The organism is Butyrivibrio sp. MC2013, assembly GCF_000424585.1.
GTDB lineage: Bacteria > Bacillota > Clostridia > Lachnospirales > Lachnospiraceae > Butyrivibrio.
The window spans coordinates 25,896-48,077 of record NZ_AUKE01000014.1 but is presented as its reverse complement, the minus strand read 5'-3'; the positions used below and the strand labels follow the sequence as shown (position 1 = coordinate 48,077).

Here is a 22,182-nt window from a genome sequence, read left to right as displayed (position 1 = left end):
CACTCCCCTATCTGAATCTGATCTCTTTATAAACGGATAAAACAAATACGAATATCTGGTTCAATACGCTGAAAAATAACAGTGCTATGAAGGTGATTATCATCATTCCCAGCAAGGTCAAAAGAGTGGTAAATAAGGTCTTTTTCATGCTGTACTGATGAGTCTGGCTCATTCCTGCAAGGAGCAGAGCCAAAGCCCAGATATAGCTGATATTTCTAAAAACATAATAGAAGGTGCCCTCTTCCAGGGTGATGAAATGGCTCACTCCGACCAGGGGAAACTGTATGATAAGAAGAGGAATCACAGCATATGCGGTATATATAGCTATATCCCGCATCCTGCCTTCTCCGTCCATAAGAGAAGTCAGGCACCAGTTGGATACACACCAAAGGACAAACATAAGACCCACGGTGATGATATCAACAAATACATTCACTTCCTCCAGACGGTTTGTATTAAACAGAAAACCGGTATTCTGCTTTTCTATCGTATACATGCAAATAGTCAGGACAATAAAGGTCAGAGCAGCTTTAAGGGTCCCTCTTTTTTCTCTTTTAAGATCCCAGAATCCGTCAAAGGGATGAAATATTACATGAAAGCCAAATAGCAGACTATCTAGATATTTTTGCACTTCACTTCACCTACCCATTTCCTAAGTCTCCTGATGATAGTTACAGCAGCAGCTATGCCGCAGGGAATAATGATGAGAAGAATATATCTGGCAAAGTTCTTCTGCATATATTCTTTTCTGTAAAACCAAAAGGCTTTGGAGTAATACTTTCTGCAATTCCCCAGTTTGAAATACTTCATTGCAGCTTTGTAATCACCGTTTCTGAGCCTGGTCTTGCCAAGGCCGATGCAGGCTTCTTCACTTTGTGAGTTGTAGCTAAGCACTTTCTCCCACTGCCTGTCAGCTCCCTGTGAATCGCCGTAGTAGTGGGACTTTAGAGCCCCCAGGAGATTCCTGCCATAATCAGTGATCTCAAAGGTCTGTATAGCACCCAGCTGGGAATCCAGCACATACAACCTTGTTTGATCATCACTTAGGACCAGTGACGAAGCACTGGAGAACATGCCCTGCCTGCTGCCCTTTGCACCAAATACAAAGAGGAGATTCCCGTCCCCGTCGTAGCCAAAGACCTTTCCCCCGGCCCTGTCCAGGGCAAAATAGCAACCATAATCGGTAGCAGCCACATCAACAAATTCAGACCATTCTGCACCGTCATAATACTTGTACAGGTCCCCTGTAACAGGGAAATTGCCAAGTCTTCTAAGTACGTCTGTGCCTGTTGGATTAAGGCGCCTTAGAGCATCCTTGCCCTGTATATGATCTTCATTTGACAGATTACTGATACTGGCATATATAAAGCCTTCATCGTCCAGGAATATATTGCTGTACTCAGTGGGAACTATGGTCTCCATTCTCTGTTTTTGAGCACTTGTGGAGAAATAGTTTTTCCATATATATTCCCAGGGTGATACATTTACCCTGGCAGCTCCCATAAAGCCCTGAAAATTGCCATCCGGATCAAGCTCCAAGAGTCCCATATTGATCCCATATGCTATGGTATATATACGTCCTGCCTTATCCACTACCAGCCTGGTGGGGATATAGGCTTTATCAGCGCCTATCAGATTGGTGACGGGCCTTGGGATATCCCTGATGAGCTTTAGCTGATCATCATATTCCAGTATTCTTTCATTACCGGAATCAGCTACATATATATGTTCTTCATCTGTCACGAATACCCCTTTGGGAGCCATAAGGCCATCAGATATCTCTGAGACATAATCTCCCTCAGATGTGACTATGAGGATCCTGTTGTTATCTGTATCTGCAATGTAGAGTTTTCCGTTTTTTTCAAATAAGTCCTGAGGATTGTTCAGAGCCTGCCCTATCCTGCCCTTATCTATGGTCGCCCCATACAGATATGGGGAGGGTTCCGGAACCGGATCACCCCACCAATCATAACTGTAGGCAACATATGGCATTGTGGAGGCATTAGCTTTGATACTGATCAAACAAAAAACTGCTGCCATTATTGCTGTAATAATGTATTTTGGCCAAAGGCTTATCCTGCTTGTCATCTTCATCACTCCTTTATGCCCGAGGAAGCCATGGTTTCCACAATGCTGCTCTGATTGATGACAAATATACTAATGGGTACTATCATCATGATCACTGTCACGGCAGCGGTGGCTCCGGCCCTTGATATTCCTCCGGCTGCTATCTGGGATAATGCGTAGGGCATGGTCTTTAATTCTTCGCTGTATATAAAGTTGGAGCCCTGCATATTCCACAGATCCTGAAATGAGAAGATCATAAGAGTCAGCCAGGCAGGCTTGACCTGAGGCATGGCTATTGTGAGGAATATCCTGGCTTCACCTGCTCCATCTATCCTTGCTGCTTCCAAAAGGCTGTCAGGGATCTGTTCCATAAACTGCTTCATAAGAAAGAGTCCCATGGGCTTGCCTATGGCAGGCACTATCAGTGCCATATAGCTGTCCAGCCAGCCTATCCTGCTCATGATCAGATAATTGGGTATGGCTGTAACCTGTCCTGCAAACATAAGGGCCATTACTATCACCGCAAATATCAGATCCCTGCCGGGGAATCTGTGCTTGGCAAGGGCGTAGGCACACATACTGGCTATAATAAGATGCCCCAGTGTACCGATGACTGTGATAAATACTGTGTTAAATATATATCTGGAAAAAGGTATCCATGACTCTGACAAGAGCACAAATACATCATGAAAATTCTCCAGTGTAGGATTCCTGACAAAGAGTCTTGGAGGAAAAACAAAGAGCTCTTCCAAGGGTTTAAGGGAATTGCTGACTGCCAGGACAAGGGGCATTACCATAAAGAGCCCCAAAAGGACCAGTATAAAAATGTTAAAGAAATTACCCAGAAGAGAATGGGACGGCTTTACGCCTTTTCTCTTCTTTTTCATTGCAGCCATATTAGTCTCCAACCTTTCTGATCAATCTCTGGACCAGCTTGTTGCACAGGATCATGGTAAAGAACAACAAGGTAGCTATACTTGATGCATATCCCATCTCAAAACGTATGGAGCCGTAATCGATGAGGTGAGATACCACGGTATGGGCCTGATAATCCACACTGGGAAAGCCTGCAAGTGCTGCCAGCTGATCATGTATAGCAAATGATGAAGTAATAGTCATAACCGCGCCGAACATCAGCTGAGGCTTCATGGATGGAAGGGTGATATACCACAGCTCCTGAAAACGGTTCCTGACTCCGTCTATATAACCGGCTTCATAAAGGCTGTTATCCACATTCTGAAGACCTGCTATAAATGAGAGAAAGCCTGTACCCATACTCATCCATAGGACTACAATGATGAGGATCGGCTGTATATACCCGGCATCTTCAAACCAAAGGATAGGTTCATAGGTGATCCCCAGCTTCATGAGCCAGCCATTGACCAGTCCATAACCATCACTGGAAAAGATGAATTTCCAGATAATAAAAGCCTGACCGGAAATAGTCGGCGCATAAAAGGCAAGGGTCATAAGCGCCCTTATAAAGCGGTTTTTGATCTCGTTTATCATCCAGGCAATCATCAGGGCTGCAAAATATCCCAAAGGTCCTGTGATCACGGCAAATAAGAAGGTATTCTTCACCGCAATGAGAAATACATCATCTGCAAAAAAGAGATTGATATAATTCTGCCAGCCTATAAACCTGGGCGCTTCCAGGATGTTATAGTAGGTAAAGCTAAGGCCGATGGATACCAGGACAGGTACCAGATAAAAGATGATAAATATCAGGCAAAAAGGAGCAATAAACGCATAAGAGACCTTAGCTTTTTTGACTTCCTTCCATGTGACAGATAATCTGCTCATAATATCTTCTAATAGTAGATAAAAGAGACTTTTCTTACTTCTTTCCGCTTCCATTTTTCCCCCGCACAACGCCTTAGATCTACTTTGTTATATCCAGTCCAAACTCGATCCTCTTACTTGTGATCTCGTTATTTATAGTCTTTACATACTCTTCAAGAGTCTCTCTGGGATCCTCTTTGTCGTTATATACTTCATAAAAGGCATTTCTCACATGTCTCTCTGTAAAATATCCACCGGGTACTTCAGGGACTACATGTACCTCTCCCATCTGAGCCAGGAGCTGCTTTAAGTCCTTGTGTGACCAGGGCAGGTTCTCTAGTGCTTCCATATTGGGAGTGGCAACTCGCCCTGCTACGCCCAGTACATTTTCTATTTCTGTTGCATACTGAGTCTGTATGTCACAGGAAGACCACCATTTGAGAAACTCCCAGGCTTCATCCTTGTGATCCGAATCCTTAAGGACTACGCATGCCATCTGTCCTGCAATCACAGAATGATCCACACTACCATCTTCTCTCTCATGTCCCGGCACTATGGTAAATCCCCATAAGCCCTTGATCTCGGGTGCAAATACAGACAGATAAGAGTAAACAGTATAGTCTGCAATTCCCAGGGGCATCTCGCCTGTTCTGAATCTGTTGGCAAAGTCATAGGAAACAGGCATCTTGTAATCTGCATAATTACCTGTCCACTGACTAAAGGCTCTGACTGCCTCTTCGGAAGATAGTCCGCTTGCACTGCCGTCCTCTGAGTAATACGCCCCACCATATTGATAGAGCATCATTCCATAAGAGGTATAGTCCGGCAGGATACCCACATTCATATTGCTCTTTTGGATCACTGCAAGGCATGCATAAAAGTCGTCCCAGGTCTGCGGTACCTCTAGTCCCAGCTCCTCTAAGATATCCGCCCGGTAAAACATGACAGGAAAAGATGTACTGTATGGCAGCGCATATACGCCACCATCGTAGGTAAACATATCAAGAGCCCCGTCAATAAAACGTCCCCTGACCTGCTCAAAGTCCGGATAGCTGCTCAGATCTTCAACAGCATTTCTAAGAGCATAATTAACAGGCTCTCTGTTCCATACACTAAGTGCCAGGTCAGGCCCTCTGCCTGCAAGGGTAGCTGAGAGGAGATTATCTCTGTTTACCAACTTGACATTAACAGGTATATCCTTTTGACTTACAAAATAGTTATCTACAAGGTCCTTTAGGATAGAGGCCTGATCACGGCCGCTTCCCGAGCTACCGGCCACGGTTCCCGGATCAGCAAGGAGCCATACTTCCAGGGGATCGCCCTCATATACATCTCCTATGCTTTCATAGTCTTCGCTAAAGCTTGATGCAAAGGCCCTCACCTCATGGCCTATCTTCTCTCCTATATTTGCTGCGCTCTCCGGAAGCTTATCTCCGGGCTGCATCAGCATCAGATAATCGATCATAAGAGGCTGTTCCTTCATGCTAAGCGACCAGGAGGCCAGGGCAATGATATTATCCTTAAAGGATGACCAGTATTTGGGAATGGTCTGAGGATCCTTAGTCATATTGCCCAGCTGCAGGCTGAGATTATCCAGAACTGCTGTCTGACCTGCTTTGGAGCCGCAGGCATATTCCTCTACTCTCTTTGAGAGATCACCTATGATCCCGTACTGCTCTCTTATGGTATCCAGAGCCTCAGGGCACTTTAGTTCCAGCTGATAGTCCCTCATAACATCAGGAGATGTGCCTATCACCATAAGGAGCTGCCTGTATGCGGTATTAAGCTCAGCTATGGAGCTGTCTGCATCATCCAGGATATCCGAGAGCTTTTGCCCCAGGGTCACCTCCAGGCTCAGGCTGTGCCTGCCCTTTGTCAGATAGAATTTATAATCAATATCTTCACGGCCCAGCTTCATGATCTGCCATTCATTTTTGTAATGAAAGCTTATTTCGCCTGCCTCCTTAAAGGGCAGCTTATCATCCAGCCTCAGGGACCTGCACACTGTCGCTCCCTGCTTTATACCCTGCTTGTATTTGATAGCTATTTCATACAGGCCGTCTTCAGGTACATCTATTTCCCAGCTTATCCACTGTCCCACACGGCTCCAGTTGCTTCCGCCTATTGCGTTCATCCTGATCTTGGAAGGATCATAGGGCTCAGTTTTGGGTGATGTCCTGTCATTTACAGGGGTCAATACCGACTCCGATTTGTACCTGGCGTCCTCTCCCTGAAGCTTGATAGTCTGATGTGCGTCATTTGCGCCTGACGCATTCAGGATATATTCGTCATAAGTGGGAATATCATCAGCCTGACAGATGCTGAGAGATGCTATAGCCATAGGTTCTCTTACAGAATTAAGAGTGATGGTATTAGTTCCCTTTTGAAGATAAAAATCAAAGCCTTCACTTACATATCCGCCAATGTCTTTCAGGCACTGCTCTCTCCATACAGGCTCTTCAAGCTGCCTGGGCTTTATATCATTACCTCTGGGATCCTGCTCTATAGCTATATTTTTTTGCAGATTTTCCGAAGTCCAGTTTCTGACAAATTCCAGATACCCCGCTTCTTCAAAAGGTATCTGTCCATTGATATACAGCTCCCTCTCAATGGTATTGCCCTTTCCTTCCGTGGGATAATAATCTATGAATATCTTGTAGAGACCGCCCTCCGGGATATCACACTCCCAGCTTACACTCCCTTCCTCGGGAGTAAGGAGTACATTTTCCCTGCCCTCATACCAGTCAGAGCTGTTGACCGCGCAGTCAGCTGCGCTGTAATCTGTGCCGGGGATCACGATATGATGCTCAGGATGGGACACGTTTGTGTAGCCTTCCAGGTAGTCCTTATAATCTATACTTTCATATACCCTGGTATAGTACTGCTTTAACTCTTCATCCTCTGCTATCTCCCGAGCATATACATCCATATTGCTCTCCAGCAATAAGCCGGCTGATATGATACACGCCAGTATTCTCGCGCTCCCCCTGCCAGTTCCCAACATCAGATATTCCCCCCATTTGCAAATCTGTTACTAGCCAATCTTTTTTGCTTGCTGTAGAATAATTAAATGATAATGAGAAAATACAGACCAAACAATTAAGATACTGAGTATTTTTATAACGATATTGAGATTATCTTTTTGGGGGAATATGAAATGCAGATACTTACCAATGAATATCAATTAGAGCTTTCATCCAAAAATGACTACAGCTTTCCTGTGGATACCAATCTGGATACCATACTGGACTACGAGAATGGCAAGTTCCTATGGCACTGGCATCCGGAAATAGAGCTGACACTTATTGTATCCGGAGAAATGGAATACAGGGTAAATGAGCATGTGTATATCCTAAAAGAGGGTGAAGGACTATTTGCAAACAGCAATGCTCTCCATGCAGGCTTTCAAAACGGTGAGAACAATTGCTACTACTTTCGTATCAAGTTTCACCCCCGCTTCCTTTATGGCTATGAGGGGAGCATCCTGCAGACCAAATATGTGGATTTCATCATCAAGAACGACTCCTGGGATTCCATCAAGCTGGATCCCAATATGCAGCGCCACGCTGAGATACTGGATAAAATAAAAGAGATCCACAGGCTGTCCCAGCAGCCTCCTACGGATTATGAACTCAGAATACAGCTGCTATGCATGCAGATCTGGCAGATACTATATGACTACTACTCTTCTCTTCCCGGAGATAATATGAGGGTCAACCGCCATATAGACAGACTAAGGAATATACTCATATATATCCAGGAAAACTTTGATCAGCCTATCAGTATAGTAGATGTGGCAGGCTCCGTGAATATATGCAAAGAAGAGTGCTGCCGCTTCTTTAAGAAATATATGAATACTACCATAATCGAATACCAGATGTCACTTCGTATCCAGAACAGCCTCTCCCTCCTGAGGCGTGGAGAAAGCATTACTCATATTGCCGGAGAAATGGGCTTTAACAGCCCTGCCTACTATACCAAAATATTCAAAAGATATATGAAATGTACGCCAAAAGAATATGCCAAAAAAACAAAGCCCCGGGAATCATATCAATGATTAACCGGGGTTAAAAACATTACATATTTTTGGAATAACACTCAATCTTTTTGACTAGCTTTATATTCACAGGTGAACATAGCTTTTGGGCTCGGCCTTATTCACCTGCTGCCACGTAGTCTCCAAGTCTACCGTTTGTGATAGTGCAAATGCCAAAATACCATGCACCTGTGTAGCTCCTGATCAGATAGTCATTACGATCCCTGACTTCTGTATTGCCCTGAGCATCAGTGATCACCGCTTTGCAGTCAGTCTCTATCATATTGCTAAGGGTCTGCCAGGATATGGAATAGTTGATATCATCACGAAAGAGCTCCAGATGATAGCCATCTTCACTGAGGCAATAGCTATAGATCTTCTCTTCCTGACCATTGACCTTGGCATAATAGGTATCTGTGATCTCCTGAGACTCTTTTCTCACAGAGCTAAGGTCAATAGTGGAAGCGCCATCTGCCAGCTCAACATATACATCATTCTCTCCCTCATCAGACTCAAAATATGACCAGTTGACTCTGACACAGTAGATACCCTTGTCATAGCCGGGATTCTCAATAGTCTCCCCGCTTCCTTCTTCTGCCTCCTCGCCTGCAGTCTCATCTGTTTCCTCATCTGGCTCTTCTGATCCTGCAACCTCACTACTATCAGCTTCCGGCTGCTCGGCTTTCTCAGCCTGCTCCTCTTCCTTAGCCTCATCAGCTTCATCAGCCGCTGCGTCCTCGGCAGAGGACTCCTCCTCGCCGGCATTTATAGCTACAGGCTGTGCTCCCTTAGGTCCTTCTGCATTTGCGCACCCTGTCACAAGCGCCACTGACAAGGCAATTCCCATCAGCAGTATGCATAGCTTTTTCATCATATTGATCTTTTCTCCTTCCCAAATATCTCTTTCTTTACACCAAAAGGATACAACTTTGCGGGTATTTACCGCAAGTGAGTCACGGGGATGTTTTGAGTCACGGGGACGTTTCATTTTGACTCAGTCTCGGATTCGATATAAACAACAGCAACCAATCGTTCTCCCTCATATAACTCGTATGTTTCCCCCTCATAAATCATATGAAAAGGCGCACCTTCAACTAACATAGATATAGTTATCGTATCTGATGAAGGGTAATCAGAACATATAAAATCCGAGCTCCACAATTCGCCATTTCCTAGCTTTATTAGTGGGCAATATCTTGTACCAACAGGAGGCGGATTTTTCCTTCCTCCTTCATGCTCAGAAAGCCAATTGATCTTCGCTGTATAATATCTTTTCATCATTAGCTCCATTAATCCCGGTCATTGGATAATTGTATCAAGTTCGGTTACAGTTCTTCGCTATGATCCAAAGCTCATTATGATCATATGTATAGCTACAGTCAAATGCTTTTATATAGCTCAATGCACATTTCAAAAAAGAAGGAGACCGGATCATGATCCAATCTCCTTAAGTACACATTTATCAAAAATTTCGCAGACCCCCCCTACCTCTAAGCGTAGCGTAGGTAGGGGATGAATGCGTTACTTAAGAAAAACACAAGAGACTGATAGCTTGGCAATTAGTCTATTTTAATATATCTGTATTTTACTAGATTACTATAATTTCAGTAAAATATATGATACAATATACATACAGGAGCAATCCGAGTCTTATGAAAGGAAAATATTATATGTATCTTACGGTGAAGCAACAGGTAAAGCATCTGTCCAAAGAAGATTATCGTTCTATAAAAGAATTGTGCCATGCTGCTAAAAATTTAGCTAATGAGGCTATTTATAATGTAAGGCAGTATTACTTTACTGAGGGCAAGTTCTTGAAATACGAGAAGAATTACGCTCTTTTAAAGAATAGCTTTAATTACAAGACGTTAAATTCAAATATGGCACAGCAGATCCTTAAAGAAGTAGATGGTAGCTTTAAGTCATTTTTTGGACTACTTAAACTTGCCAAGCAGGGTAAGTATGCTTTCAAGGACTGTAAGCTTCCAAATTACCTTCCAAAAGACGGATATACTACCCTTGTTATTGGATTTGTAAGGCTTAATGGAAATAAGCTAATACTTCCGTTTTCAAACAGCTTTAAGAAAACCCATAAGCCTGTTGAGATTAAAATACCGCCAATCCTACTTGATAAAAACGTCAAAGAGATACGTATTATACCAAAAGCTCATGCCAGGTTCTTTGAAATTCAGTACACTTACGAAGCTGAATATGTTCAAAGGAATCTTAATAAAAACAATGCACTGGCCCTTGATTTTGGTGTAAATAATCTCGTCACCGCAGTATCAAATACTGGGAAGTCATTTATAATTGACGGAAGAAGGCTTAAATCCATAAACCAGTGGTTTAATAAGGAAAATGCTCGTCTGCAGTCTATTAAAGATAAACAGCATTCTGGCAAAAAGACTACGAACCGTCAGAAAGCCATAGCTCGTGATCGAAATAATAAGATAAATGATTATATGAGCAAAGCTGCACGTAAGGTTATAGATTACTGTGTTGTCAATGATATAGGAACCCTTGTAGCTGGATATAATGTTACATTCCAGAGAGGTTCACATATGGGCAAACAGAGTAATCAAAATTTTGTTAATATCCCTTATGGATTATTAAGAGATAAGCTGTCATACCTTTGTGAGCTAAATGGAATTACTTATGTTGAACAGGAAGAAAGCTATACATCAAAAGCATCATTTTGGGATAAAGATGATATTCCTGTTTACAATAATGACAATCCAAAAGAGTATCAGTTCAGTGGCAAAAGAATACATCGTGGGATGTATAAGACTGCCAGTGGCTTTAGTTTTAATGCCGATGTTAATGGAGCATTAAATATCATGCGTAAAAGTAGCGTTGTGGATCTTAGTATCCTATACGGTAGAGGCGATGTGGACACGCCTATAAGAATAAGGGTTGCCTGAATTTTCAGGTGGAGACTTAAATACCAAACTTCTTAAATAAGAAAAAGCGGATTTACCGCCTTTCTTTAGAAGCTCCGACCTCTAAGGCTTTTGCCGAAGGTCGGAGAGGTTCACATACGGAAATACTATTTAATTATAACCCTAAATGCCATGAGTCATTTTGCTACGTCCCCGGTGACTCACCTATAGATCTCCAATTCATCCAAGAGCTCATCATAGTCGAAATAGTCTGCTCTGCCCTTCTCTTCTTCCGTATAGACGCCATCCTTATAGCTCATGGTCTTCTGGATCATGGCCATATCATCGACTTCGCAGAGCTTGATACCGTCGTCAGTAGCCAGGAGTTCACCGAGCTGTTCTTCAAACTCTTCTTCAGATGCTTCCTCTCCGTCTATCATATATGAAATCTGTTCATTATCATCTTCGTCAAAGTTTACAAGAGAGGAGAAAGTCATGAATTCCTCAGCTTCGCCATAGCCTATGCAATAGAATGAGTATGCCTCTCCCGCTGCTGCTCCGGTCTTCATGATCATATTGCACTGAGGGAAGAAGCTGACAGAATGTCCTTCCATACCGGGGCCTATATCACTCACAAGGAGCCTGGCCTCGCCATCATAATAGGTATAGAGGAATACCTGATCCTTGTCCCAGGAGCCCTCGCTGCTTATAGCTGCAAGCTCAGGTATATCATCCTGATCAACATATACAGGTCTGAAGAGATCTGCTTCGCCGCTTTCGCTAAGCTGCTTTGCAAGTTCTGAGTATGCTGCTATGTATTCTTCGGGATTTGCCGCTTCATCCTCTTCATATTCTTCTGAGTCTACTTCGGCATCCTCTTCCTCAGCAGCATCAGTCTCCTTATCCTCTTCCTCTGCATCAACACTATCATCTATATCCAAGGCTTCCTCATCAGCTGTGGAAGCTTCAGATGCACTGCTATCCTCCACCACCTCTGAAGTAGCAGGATCAGCACTTCCGCTCTCGGCTCCCGAGCAGGCCGCCAGCAGTGCCATCGAGAGAACCAGTGCTGCTGCACCCTTAATAATCTTCTGTATACGGTTATCCCTACGGATCAGATCATTCTTCTTCATCATATCTCCTTTTTAGCTGCTTCCACAGCTGTTATATGGCTCATGATAGCAGGATAACAAGTACATTGGACGCTATCGCAAGCAGTTAATCCATATCCACAAGAACAGCCTGAACCACAAATCTCTTGCTATCATCATTTACACAAGTTGATAAGGTAACCAGATGATCACTGGTCCCCACCTCTACATCAGTATCAGTGAGGGACCTGTTTATAGAATCTTGTATAAAGCTATCAAATTCTTTTTTGCTATCAAAATTCCGAACAAAGGGGCCCTGATCATCCTCTGCAGATACAGTATAGAAAGCGAATATCCTGTACCTGTATTTATGATCCTCATTAAGTATCTGGAAATACTGATGATCCTCGTAATAATCCTTCTTGGTCCTGTAATAACGTAGCCTTCCAAACATGCTGAGGTCTCGCATATTATGACCGTATATGATGGAATTCCTGCCTGTGAGATCCATTTCACAGCCGCCGTCCAGGAATATGGAGCCCGACCTGGCGCTCCTGCCATCATAGGCAGTCCGCAGATAATTCATATTGTCCTTGGAATAGAGAAGAGGATAACTGATCTTCTCATTTTCAAAATATATCCAGCCGCAGATGTCCCTGTTGATCCCCATCAGGTCCTCAAAGTCCACTTCCACCATGTCATACCAGGGAACACCGAACATATCTGCCTCTTCACTGTCCTCATCCCCGGATGCATTCTCTTTGACATACTCTCTGGAAGCTCCGGCCACGCGAGGTCCATCAGTATATGAATACCTCTTGATGTCCACTTCTCCCATGGCGTAGTCCCTGGCTTCGGCACTCTCTACCAGATAGAGCCTCCTGGCCTCCTCGTACATCTCCCGCTCCCTCTTATAATGTTGGAGCGTCCCGGAGACTGCCAGTATCACAGAGAGGAGCATGGTAGCTCCAGCGAAGATCATGAGCTCTGCTTTGGTCAAAAATTTTTTCTTCATATATCCAATATCTTTCCGAAAAATCCTGCTGTTCAGATTCTTTAAGCCAGTTTGTCATGTATAGAGCATTTATCACTGATCGTCGTTCTTTCTAACCTCGGTTCTAAACTTTAGTCCCATAGCAATAAATGATACTCCTGCAACCAACACCAGAAGCATAAGTTCAAGAGGTAGCTCATCTCCTGTCTTTGGCACATTTGCGCTTGCCGCCGCTGCCTTTGCAGCTTCTTCTGCACTGATCACCTTGGTCCACTTCGCATAGAGAGTGAGATTAGCTGTAACCTCTGAATTGAAATCATAAGCCTTGGTGCAGGCGCTATCTGTATACCATCCGCCAAAGGTGTATCCTGTCTCTGTAGGATCTGTAGGCTTTGAAACCTTGCCACCCTTTGCTATAGTCTGCGCTGCAGGAGCGGTACCATGTCCGCCCATGCTGAAGGTGACTTTGTAGGTGGTGTTGGAGGTATCCTGATAAGCTATAGCAAAAGTTGGCATATATTTTGATTTAACTGTTGCTGTAATATTACTTGATGATGATGTACTTAATGCTTCCTTTTCATTATTATCAATTCCGAGTATCGCATATTTACGTGTATAGCCAGATTGTACCGCAGGGAAGAGCGATGATATTGGCATAGTAACAGATAATCCGGAAGGTACCTTGGAACTAGTAATCCCTTGAGATTCTCCATCTATTATAATTTCTTTTGTGCAACTAACCTTGAAATAAGCTGCTCCAGTAGCGCCTTCGGCCGATACCTTCTTCGCTCCTTCAGTTGAACTGTCAAGTTTTTCCAAAGTCACAAAATAGTTGATCTCGTAGTCCTCATCTTCAACCAGGTTTTTCTCAGATGCAGTCAATCCTGAGAGACCGTTATCAGATGACACACTACTTATTTTGGTACCCGATGGTACATCTGACCCTAAAGTCAGATAAGTAGTGATTTCTCCATCAGATCCCATCTTTGAATCTTTAGGAACTATTTTCCAAGAAATCGATTTAGATCCAGTACAGTTAGTACTATCATTAGAAGATAATTTTAGTTTGTAGCTTTTGGCAGATTTCCCGCTATCACCTTCTACTTTATATACAGCCTCCGGAACTGGAGTATCTTTATATGATACTGATACTTCCGGCCCCTGCTCAGATCCGTCATATACAAATACAGTATGATCAATAGTCACATCACATTTTGACAGATCAATTTTGGCAATGGAAACCGATATAGGCCCCCCAACATCAGAGTCAGAATGAGTATTATCACCGACTGCTTTATAATACACTTCATAATCCCCTGCATTAGTTGCCTGAGGAATAGCATCAGTCCACTCACCATTTTCTCCCAGTCTGTATTTCATGGAACCACCGGTAGCAGTTCCCGCTGATGAAAGCAATGCCTGAGCTGACCCGCTATATACAAGACCACTTGCTGCAACAGGAGCAGGGTCAACAGTTGCTTTTCCTGCTGTTATCTTAAAAGAATACTCTTTTTTATTTTCCGGAATCTGATAAAAATCACTTTTGGATCCCGTAAGTTCAGCCTTAGCTACATATTCGCCTGCAGTAGTCAACGGCTCTTGTTGTTCAGTATTTCCCAGATAATACTTAACTGAAATATTAATATCAGATTCATTATCCCCAACTACTCTTCCATCCAAATTCGCTATAGACGGTTTTGGAGTCTCATCATTAGGGCCATAATCTTTCTGCCCATTCCAATCGAATGACAAGGATTTCTTCGAATATTTAATTGTATATGATATTGGAGATATGGTGGATTGACCATCAATTTTGGCCGTAATTACCGCTTCTCCACATTTCAACAATGTAACCTCACCCGTAGTAGATTCAACTGTTGCAACGCCTCCATTATCATTAGTCGAATAAGAAATATCACCTTCAATGCTTTCAGAATTTATGGATGCGGTTATAATAAACGTTGTATCGTCACCGTATTCTTTATTGATTTCGCCACTAAAGTCTGAAGGCCACTCTAACTTATCCCCCTCAGCATAGGAATCAATATGATATCCTGACATAGCGATAAAAGCAGCTGATAACACTGCAATGGATCTTTTAAAGAATTTCTTTGAATTATAGCGAAAACTGTTCATTGCGGATCTCCTCTTTTTTCTTACTAGAAATAAGCTGATTAGCAATACCGCAGTGCTGCCCTCCCATGGCATAGGTCTTGCTACTAACTATTATACTTGAAAAAGTAAAATTATGAACAATAAATTGACAATTCAAACAAAGATATTTTGATATGATATAATACTTCGAAAACTGATAGCAAACCCAAAGGAGATAGCCATGAAGTGTGAAGATATTTTTGACAGGGGAATCAAATTTCATCACTATTGCAATACCGCATATCCGCTGCGCCCCAATTCTCTGGCGCAATATGAACTCCACGATGATAAAGAAATATATGAGCTGGTAAAGAAGAACATCGAAGCGCAGGACGAGCTGTGTCTGTATGTTCATGTGCCCTTCTGCCAGGCCAGGTGCAAATTTTGTGAATATGTTGTACTAGATAAGCCGGAGGAATCTGACCCTGACAGATATGTGGAGCATCTGCTCCGCGAGATTGAGTTCTACCGCGCTATCATCAAGGATAAGCCCATTGTAGGATATGATCTTGGCGGTGGTACTCCATCATTTTTGTCTACCGAAAACATAAGAAAGATAACAGAAGCCATAAAGAGCTTTAATCTGTCAGAGGGTATGTACCTGAGTGTGGAAACCACACCTGTCATAGCAGCCAATGATCCTGAGAAGATAAGAGCCATAAGAGAGCTTGGTTATAACCGTATATCCATGGGCTTTCAGACAGTATCAGAAAAGCTTCTGGAATCACTTGGCAGAGAAGGCTCCAAATCGATATATGAAAAAGCTGTTGAAAACGTGCGCAAGGCAGGCTTTGACAGACTTAACATCGATCTTATGTACGGCTTTCTCAATCAGTCAGACGAGGATTTTGCCAATACCATAAAATATACCATTGCACTTAAACCGGAATTTATCACCTTATACCGTAATCGTTATAAGGGAACCAAGCTGGAGGCTGAATCCCAGGGCGTGACCCTTTACAAGATCAATCGCCAGTATGATATTGCTTACAGGCTCCTCAAGGAAGCAGACTATATTGCCAATAATGGCAAGAACACCTTCAGCAGGATTCCCGGCGATATGGGTACCTCTTCCTATCTGACAAAACGTGTCATAGATGCCACATCTTACGTGGGCTTTGGCCTTGGCGCCCAGTCATTTGTAGGTGATTATCTTGCCTATAACCTTGGCTGTGCAGATCATAAGCTGGATAGCTATTTTGCAGCAATTGATGAAGGCAGGCTCCCCATCAATGACATTGCAGATATGCCCAGGGAAGAAGTGCGTGCCAAGGCGATCTCAGTAATGTTCTATTTTGGATTCATATCCATGAAAGCCTATGAGAAAAGGTTTAATGAGAATTTCAGAAAAGTATATGGGGCGCAGATCTCCTTCCTGGAAAAGAACGGCCTTATGGAATTCATAGATGATGATACCCTGATGCTCACAGATTACGGTGCAGCACATTTATATGGCATCATCCCTCTCTTCTACAGCGAGCGCAGCGTCAAAGAGATGTTTGCAATGTCTGACCGATGGCTAAATGACAAGAAGGGTGAGGAGATCTATCTGGATAAGTATGACAGAAAAGCCTATGACGCACCCTCTGTAGCCGTTGACCTTCTGGTCTTCAACAAGGACAAGTCAAAGATACTAATGATCAACAGAGCTGATCATCCTTATGTAAATAAGCTGGCCCTGCCCGGCGGCTTTTACCAGCCCACAGATGAAACGCTGGAATATGCTGCCACAAGAGAGCTACTGGAAGAGACTTCTGTTTCAGCCAATATAACTGAGGAAAATCTGGTAAAGGTCACATCTACCAGGGGCCGCGATCCCAGAGGCTGGGTCCTGAGCGTCGCATATATGATCACCCTTGATGAAACACTGGTAAAGCCCATAGCCAACAGTGATGCGCTCTATGCCAGCTGGGTAGATGTATCAGCTTTGTCAGCTGATGCACTTGCATTTGATCATTATGAAATAATACAATATGCCCTTGCAAAATAAGGACTGGCAGGTGGCCCTGCTTATGTAGCTACCTGCATTATCAGCCCTTATTGCCAATCTATATTCTTTTAAAGAAAACAGCGAAGCCTTCTCATTTTACAAAGGCCCTGTGCTCATACCATGGATTTTACATACTCTCCCACATAAGGAGCCGCATCCCGTCCGTGCTCAGCAATGATCTTTACAATAGCAGAGCCAACGATTACGCCGTCTGCTACTGCTCTCATCTGCTCTGCCTGCTCAGGCGTGGATATACCAAAGCCTATAGCACAGGGTATATCTGTATTATCCCTGACCAGCTTCACCATTGATGAAAGGTCTGTAGTAATCTGGCTCCTGGAGCCGGTCACACCCAGGCTTGATACTATGTAGAGGAAGCCCTCTGCCTCTTTGGCGATCATAGCTATCCTGCCCTCTGAGGTAGGAGCTATGAGGGATATGAGGTCTATGCCGTATTTCCTGCAGGTGGGGGCAAATTCCTCTTTTTCTTCATAGGGAAGATCCGGCAGTATAAGGCCATCCATGCCAATCTCAGCGCACCTTTGGACAAACCTATCCATACCATAGGAGAAGACCACATTGGCATAGGTCATAAATACCATAGGCACGGATACTTCCTTTCTCAGCTCTACCACCATGTCAAATATCTTGTCAGTAGTCACTCCCCCTGTAAGGGCACGAAGATTGGCCCCCTGGATAACAGGACCCTCTGCAGTGGGATCTGAAAAAGGGATCCCCAGTTCTATAAGGTCTGCGCCGTTCTTGACCGCTTCTTTGACTACAGATACAGTCGTCTCCAGATCCGGATCACCGCAGGTTATAAATGCTATAAAGGCTTTGCCCTTTGCAAAAGCTTCTCTTATCTTACTCATGGATATCCTCCCCTCTGTATCTGGCGATGGCAGCGCAGTCCTTGTCGCCCCTACCTGATACCGTCACTACTATGATCTGGTCCTTGTCCATGGTAGGAGCCAGCTTTCTGGCATAGGCTATGGCATGGGCTGATTCGATAGCAGGTATGATACCCTCAGTGCGGGCCAGGTATTCAAAGGCTTCCACAGCCTCATCATCTGTAACAGGCACATACTGCGCCCTTCCTCTGTCATGAAGGTCTGCGTGCTCAGGGCCTACGCCGGGATAATCCAGGCCTGCGGATATGGAATACACAGGTGCTATCTGACCATACTCGTCCTGGCAGAAATAAGATTTCATACCATGGAAGATACCCAGCTTTCCTGTAGCAATGGTTGCTGCAGTCTCAAAGGTATCTATGCCTCTGCCTGCTGCCTCACAGCCTATGAGCTGTACATCTTCATCCTCTATGAAATGATAGAAGGATCCTATGGCATTGGAGCCGCCGCCTACGCAGGCAATGACCGCATCAGGGAGCCTTCCTTCTTTTTCCAGTATCTGCTCTTTGATCTCCTTGGAGATCACTGCCTGAAAATCACGGACTATGGTAGGGAACGGATGTGGTCCCATAACAGAACCCAGGCAGTAATGAGTATCATCTATCCTGGACGTCCACTCTCTCATAGCTTCGGATACAGCATCCTTAAGTGTGGCAGTGCCTGATGTAACAGGTACTACAGATGCCCCCAGGAGCTTCATCCTGTATACATTAAGAGCCTGGCGCTTGGTATCCTCTTCGCCCATGAATACCACGCACTCCATACCCATCAGGGCTGCTGCAGTGGCTGTAGCCACTCCATGCTGACCTGCGCCTGTCTCAGCTATGAGACGTGTCTTGCCCATCTTCCTGGCCAGAAGAGCCTGTCCCAGCACGTTATTGATCTTGTGAGCGCCTGTATGGTTGAGGTCCTCTCTCTTGAGATAGATTCTGGCACCTCCCAGGTCCCTAGTCATCTTCTCAGCATAGTAGAGCCTTGAAGGCCTGCCTGCATAATCGTTAAAGAGCTCTGTGAGCTCCCTGTTAAATTCCGGGTCCTTCTTGTAATGCTCATAGGCTTCTTCCAGTTCGATCACTGCATTCATCAGTGTCTCAGGAATATACTGTCCTCCGTGGATACCAAATCGTCCTTTTTTATCAGCCATAATACTTATCCTTTCCATAAACTCTGCCATTCTGGCAGGATCCTTGACTCCATCTGTCTCTATCCCCGAGCTGACATCAATGGCATAGGGACGCAATTTTGTGAGCGCCATGACCGCCTTGTCTTTATCAAGGCCTCCCGCGAGAAAGTAAGGCCTCTTCATATCCCGAAGCAGCTCCCAGTCAAAGACCTTGCCGCTGCCCTTACCGGAATCAAGCAGAATATGATCTGCAGATGAAGCCTCTGCCCTTTTAAGGTCCCCAGGGCCATCTATGACAAAGGCCTTGATGATATTAGCACTTGTATACTTTCTCAGTTCTCTGATATAGTCCTCATCTTCATCTCCGTGGAGCTGTATGATATCAATGATGCCTCTATTTGCAAGATCTGCTGCTACAGCAATCTCCTCATTTACAAATACGCCCACAGCCTTGATAGCTGGATCCAGGAGACTCTTTAATTCAGATGCCCTCTCAGGCTCCAGATATCTCCTGCTCCCTTTGGCAAATACAAAGCCTATATAATCAGGCTTTACCCTATTGGCTGCCAGGATATCCTCCCTGCGGCTAAGGCCGCACATCTTGATCTTAACCATATGTCGCTATCCTGCCCTTTAGTTCTGCGAGCTTGGCACTCTTGTTCTCTGCCCTCATAAGAGTCTCACCAACAAGAGCTGCATTGCAGCGGCTCTGCCTTAGGAGCTCTACATCTTCAGCAGTCTTTACTCCGCTCTCTGATACGAATAGCACGTTATCAGGTACCAGCTCTCTCAGCCTCCTGCTATTGGAGGTATCCACAGTAAAGTCCTTAAGATTCCTGTTATTGACGCCTATCACCCTGGCTCCTGCATTCAGGGCTATCATCACCTCCTGCTCATCATGAGCTTCCACCAGAGCAGACATACCCAGACTGTCACATATCTCTATATACCTGGCTATAGTCTCTTCGCCCAGGATAGAACAGATAAGGAGTACTGCAGAAGCTCCGCAGAGCCTTGCTTCATAGATCATGTACTCATTTACTGTAAAGTCTTTTCTGATGACAGGGATAGATACGCTGCTGCATACCTTTTTTAGATGCTCAAGGCTCCCCAGGAAATAATCAGGCTCAGTCAGGACCGAGATGCAGTCAGCGCCCGCTTCTTCATAAGCCATGGCTATCTCCCTGTATGGATATTCCTCAGCTATGATGCCCTTTGATGGTGATGCCTTCTTGCATTCGCAGATAAATGCTATGTCATCTTTCCTAAGAGCCCTTTCAAATGCAAAATCCCCTGTGGGAAGAGCCATGGCCTTGTCTATGATATCCTCAAGAGACATGACCTTCATGGCTTCATTACATCTCTTCCTGGCTCCTTCCGACAATCTGTATAATATATTCACGTTATTCATATGCTTATCACTCTGTCTTTTCTGTTTTGAATCTGATGTTCAGTTTCCTCGATTGGTCATGTGACAGATACTTTTTAAGATAACTACCATCACCTGTTGCTGACTTCGATAAACTTATCCAGTACTTCCATAGCCTTGCCTGAATCGATGAGCTCTGCCGCCATCTCTACGCCTTCTTTAAAGCTGGCTGCCTTCTCGCCGATATAAAGCGCTGCACCTGCATTAAGGAGTACTGCATTTCTCTTATGACCCTTTTCTCCCCTGAGGATAGATTTGGTGATCTCTGCATTCTCCTTGGGGCTTCCGCCTACCAGATCTTCCTTGTTGCAAAGCTCCATGCCAAAGTCCTCGGGGCTGATAACATATTTTTTGACCCAGCCATCCTTGATCTCGCATACTGTAGTAGTAGAGCTTAGGGATATCTCATCCAGCTTGTCATTGCCATATACTACCATGCCGCGCTTTACGCCCAGCTCAGACAGTACATGAGCCAGAGGCTCTACCAGATATTCATCATAGACGCCCAGGAGCTGCATTGCAGGCCTTGCAGGATTGGTCAGAGGTCCCAGGATATTAAATACTGTTCTAAAGCCCAGTTCCTTGCGGATAGATCCTACATATTTCATGGACTTGTGATACTGCTGAGCAAAGAAGAAGCAGATGCCCACTTCATTAAGGAGCTCTATGCACTTGTCAGGCTCCTGGACTATGTTCACTCCCAGAGCTTCCAGGCAGTCTGCTGTACCGCACTTGGAAGATGCAGCACGGTTACCATGCTTGGCCACCTTCATACCACCTGCAGCAGCTACGATAGCTGATGTGGTGGAGATATTAAAGCTGTGCGCATTGTCTCCGCCTGTACCTACTATCTCAAATATATCCATACCTGTATCTACTCTGGTAGCATGCTCTCTCATGGCAGCTGCGCAGCCTGCGATCTCATCTGTAGTCTCAGCTCTTGCGCTCTTGGTAGAAAGAGCAGCCAGAAATGCTGCATTCTGTGTAGGGCTGGTCTCTCCGCTCATGATCTCGTTCATTACTGCATAGGCTTCATCATAAGTCAGGTCTTCTTTGTTTACTATTTTCACAATAGCTTCTTTGATCATATCTTCTCTCCTTTTTGTGAGTCATTTATTATTTGTAGTACGTGTGATAATCCTATATCTCAGGATAGTTTCATAAAGTTCTCCAACATCAGCCTGCCATGAGGAGTCATGATGGACTCCGGGTGGAACTGCAGGCCATATATAGGTTTAGACTTATGGCTGACAGCCATGACCTCCCCGTCATCTGTCCTGGCAGTCACCTTCAGGCACTCCGGAAGGCTCTTCTCATCAGCTGCAAGAGAATGGTATCTGGCTACCTTTTCCCTAGGGCTGCAGCCTGCAAATATAGGACAGCCAAGGTCAAACTCAGTATCAGACTGCTTGCCATGCATGAGTCTTGAAGCATATCCAACCACTCCGCCCAGCGCCATGCATATGGCCTGATGACCAAGGCATACGCCCAGGAGCGGGATATTATCAGGTACTCTCTTTGCAAGCTCTACTATCACTCCCGCATCCTCAGGACGCCCGGGCCCGGGTGAGAGGATAATGCGCTGAGGCTCCAGGGCTATGATGTCATCTACTGTCATCTCATCATTTCTGATCACTCTGATATCCGGATCTATCTCTCCCAGCATCTGATACAGGTTGTAGGAGAAGCTGTCATAATTATCTACTAGCAGTGTCAAAGCTCTACC

The 22,182-nt window shown here is 44.5% G+C and carries 18 protein-coding genes and 1 pseudogene; 3 read left to right on the top strand and 16 right to left on the bottom strand.

Translation table 11 applies throughout. The annotated features are described in order from the left end of the window. Positions 1–7 precede the first annotated feature (7 nt). From G636_RS0109530 to G636_RS0109510, 5 genes are all read right to left on the bottom strand, one after another. On the bottom strand, positions 8–631 hold the full coding sequence (locus G636_RS0109530) for a YIP1 family protein (RefSeq protein WP_051226823.1): 624 nt from the start codon (positions 629–631) through the stop codon (positions 8–10). Next, entirely contained in the window at positions 616–2,022 is a 1,407-nt protein-coding gene (locus tag G636_RS0109525; protein ID WP_196803076.1) for a hypothetical protein, read from the bottom strand. Before G636_RS0109525 ends, G636_RS0109530 begins: the two co-directional genes overlap by 16 nt. Before the next feature lie 71 nt (positions 2,023–2,093). Continuing rightward, positions 2,094–2,963: a carbohydrate ABC transporter permease gene (locus G636_RS0109520; RefSeq protein WP_026507866.1), complete on the bottom strand. Its 870-nt coding sequence runs from the start codon at positions 2,961–2,963 to the stop codon at positions 2,094–2,096. Position 2,964: 1 nt separating this feature from the next. Continuing rightward, on the bottom strand, positions 2,965–3,924 hold the full coding sequence (locus G636_RS0109515) for a carbohydrate ABC transporter permease (protein WP_026507865.1): 960 nt from the start codon (positions 3,922–3,924) through the stop codon (positions 2,965–2,967). Between the two features lie 25 nt (positions 3,925–3,949). Beyond that, the gene (locus G636_RS0109510; protein WP_026507864.1) at positions 3,950–6,853 is read right to left on the bottom strand and encodes an extracellular solute-binding protein; all 2,904 of its coding nucleotides are present in this window, start codon (positions 6,851–6,853) and stop codon (positions 3,950–3,952) included. Positions 6,854–7,006: 153 nt separating this feature from the next. Here G636_RS0109510 and G636_RS0109505 point away from each other — a divergent pair, with 153 nt between their 5' ends. Further along, complete coding sequence (locus G636_RS0109505) at positions 7,007–7,906, top strand: AraC family transcriptional regulator (RefSeq protein ID WP_026507863.1); 900 nt, start codon at positions 7,007–7,009, stop codon at positions 7,904–7,906. 97 nt (positions 7,907–8,003) lie between these two features. Here the strand turns inward: G636_RS0109505 and G636_RS0109500 are convergent, their stop codons facing one another. Together G636_RS0109500 and G636_RS0109495 are read right to left on the bottom strand one after the other, a co-directional pair. Next, positions 8,004–8,759: a hypothetical protein gene (locus G636_RS0109500; protein ID WP_026507862.1), complete on the bottom strand. Its 756-nt coding sequence runs from the start codon at positions 8,757–8,759 to the stop codon at positions 8,004–8,006. Between the two features lie 110 nt (positions 8,760–8,869). Next, positions 8,870–9,163, bottom strand: coding sequence for a hypothetical protein (locus tag G636_RS0109495; protein ID WP_026507861.1), 294 nt, complete (start codon positions 9,161–9,163; stop codon positions 8,870–8,872). A gap of 374 nt (positions 9,164–9,537) precedes the next feature. Here G636_RS0109495 and G636_RS0109490 point away from each other — a divergent pair, with 374 nt between their 5' ends. Beyond that, positions 9,538–10,806 (top strand): RNA-guided endonuclease InsQ/TnpB family protein, encoded by a 1,269-nt coding sequence (locus tag G636_RS0109490; protein ID WP_330363949.1) that lies wholly within the window; start codon positions 9,538–9,540, stop codon positions 10,804–10,806. 179 nt (positions 10,807–10,985) lie between these two features. On the opposite strand, the gene G636_RS0109485 is transcribed toward G636_RS0109490, so the two are convergent. The 3 genes from G636_RS0109485 to G636_RS20875 form a co-directional block, all read right to left on the bottom strand. Next, entirely contained in the window at positions 10,986–11,897 is a 912-nt protein-coding gene (locus G636_RS0109485) for a hypothetical protein (protein ID WP_026507859.1), read from the bottom strand. An 85-nt stretch (positions 11,898–11,982) separates the two neighbouring features. Further along, positions 11,983–12,870 (bottom strand): class B sortase, encoded by an 888-nt coding sequence (gene srtB, locus G636_RS18035; protein WP_051226822.1) that lies wholly within the window; start codon positions 12,868–12,870, stop codon positions 11,983–11,985. 72 nt (positions 12,871–12,942) lie between these two features. Further along, positions 12,943–14,985, bottom strand: a complete 2,043-nt coding sequence (locus G636_RS20875) for an InlB B-repeat-containing protein (RefSeq protein WP_026507858.1) — start codon at positions 14,983–14,985, stop codon at positions 12,943–12,945. A 199-nt stretch (positions 14,986–15,184) separates the two neighbouring features. On the opposite strand from G636_RS20875, the gene G636_RS0109470 reads away from it, so the two are divergent. Next, positions 15,185–16,993: a radical SAM protein gene (locus G636_RS0109470; protein WP_026507857.1), complete on the top strand. Its 1,809-nt coding sequence runs from the start codon at positions 15,185–15,187 to the stop codon at positions 16,991–16,993. Between the two features lie 113 nt (positions 16,994–17,106). Here G636_RS0109470 and trpA read toward each other — a convergent pair whose 3' ends face one another. The 6 genes and pseudogenes from trpA to G636_RS0109445 form a co-directional block, all read right to left on the bottom strand. Next, on the bottom strand, positions 17,107–17,865 hold the full coding sequence (gene trpA / locus G636_RS0109465; RefSeq protein WP_026507856.1) for a tryptophan synthase subunit alpha: 759 nt from the start codon (positions 17,863–17,865) through the stop codon (positions 17,107–17,109). After that, the gene (trpB, locus tag G636_RS0109460) at positions 17,858–19,048 is read right to left on the bottom strand and encodes a tryptophan synthase subunit beta (protein WP_026507855.1); all 1,191 of its coding nucleotides are present in this window, start codon (positions 19,046–19,048) and stop codon (positions 17,858–17,860) included. The genes trpA and trpB overlap by 8 nt, the downstream gene beginning before the upstream one ends. A gap of 24 nt (positions 19,049–19,072) precedes the next feature. Continuing rightward, positions 19,073–19,627: pseudogene (locus G636_RS21185) on the bottom strand (phosphoribosylanthranilate isomerase); the annotation flags it as partial. A gap of 7 nt (positions 19,628–19,634) precedes the next feature. Beyond that, on the bottom strand, positions 19,635–20,429 hold the full coding sequence (gene trpC / locus G636_RS0109455; RefSeq protein WP_026507854.1) for an indole-3-glycerol phosphate synthase TrpC: 795 nt from the start codon (positions 20,427–20,429) through the stop codon (positions 19,635–19,637). Between the two features lie 98 nt (positions 20,430–20,527). Next, positions 20,528–21,544 (bottom strand): anthranilate phosphoribosyltransferase, encoded by a 1,017-nt coding sequence (gene trpD / locus G636_RS0109450; protein WP_026507853.1) that lies wholly within the window; start codon positions 21,542–21,544, stop codon positions 20,528–20,530. A gap of 59 nt (positions 21,545–21,603) precedes the next feature. Beyond that, entirely contained in the window at positions 21,604–22,173 is a 570-nt protein-coding gene (locus tag G636_RS0109445; protein WP_026507852.1) for an anthranilate synthase component II, read from the bottom strand. Positions 22,174–22,182: the final 9 nt, after the last annotated feature.

Coding starts and splice junctions, on each gene's coding strand:
- G636_RS0109485 (WP_026507859.1), bottom strand. CDS start 11,897: ATGAAGAAGAATGATCTGATCCGTAGGGATAACCGTATACAGAAGATT.
- G636_RS0109470 (WP_026507857.1), top strand. CDS start 15,185: ATGAAGTGTGAAGATATTTTTGACAGGGGAATCAAATTTCATCACTAT.
- trpB (WP_026507855.1), bottom strand. CDS start 19,048: ATGGCTGATAAAAAAGGACGATTTGGTATCCACGGAGGACAGTATATT.
- G636_RS0109520 (WP_026507866.1), bottom strand. CDS start 2,963: ATGGCTGCAATGAAAAAGAAGAGAAAAGGCGTAAAGCCGTCCCATTCT.
- G636_RS0109510 (WP_026507864.1), bottom strand. CDS start 6,853: ATGTTGGGAACTGGCAGGGGGAGCGCGAGAATACTGGCGTGTATCATA.
- srtB (WP_051226822.1), bottom strand. CDS start 12,870: ATGAAGAAAAAATTTTTGACCAAAGCAGAGCTCATGATCTTCGCTGGA.
- G636_RS0109515 (WP_026507865.1), bottom strand. CDS start 3,924: ATGGAAGCGGAAAGAAGTAAGAAAAGTCTCTTTTATCTACTATTAGAA.
- G636_RS20875 (WP_026507858.1), bottom strand. CDS start 14,985: ATGAACAGTTTTCGCTATAATTCAAAGAAATTCTTTAAAAGATCCATT.
- G636_RS0109505 (WP_026507863.1), top strand. CDS start 7,007: ATGCAGATACTTACCAATGAATATCAATTAGAGCTTTCATCCAAAAAT.
- trpA (WP_026507856.1), bottom strand. CDS start 17,865: ATGAGTAAGATAAGAGAAGCTTTTGCAAAGGGCAAAGCCTTTATAGCA.
- trpD (WP_026507853.1), bottom strand. CDS start 21,544: ATGATCAAAGAAGCTATTGTGAAAATAGTAAACAAAGAAGACCTGACT.
- G636_RS0109500 (WP_026507862.1), bottom strand. CDS start 8,759: ATGATGAAAAAGCTATGCATACTGCTGATGGGAATTGCCTTGTCAGTG.
- G636_RS0109495 (WP_026507861.1), bottom strand. CDS start 9,163: ATGAAAAGATATTATACAGCGAAGATCAATTGGCTTTCTGAGCATGAA.
- G636_RS0109490 (WP_330363949.1), top strand. CDS start 9,538: ATGAAAGGAAAATATTATATGTATCTTACGGTGAAGCAACAGGTAAAG.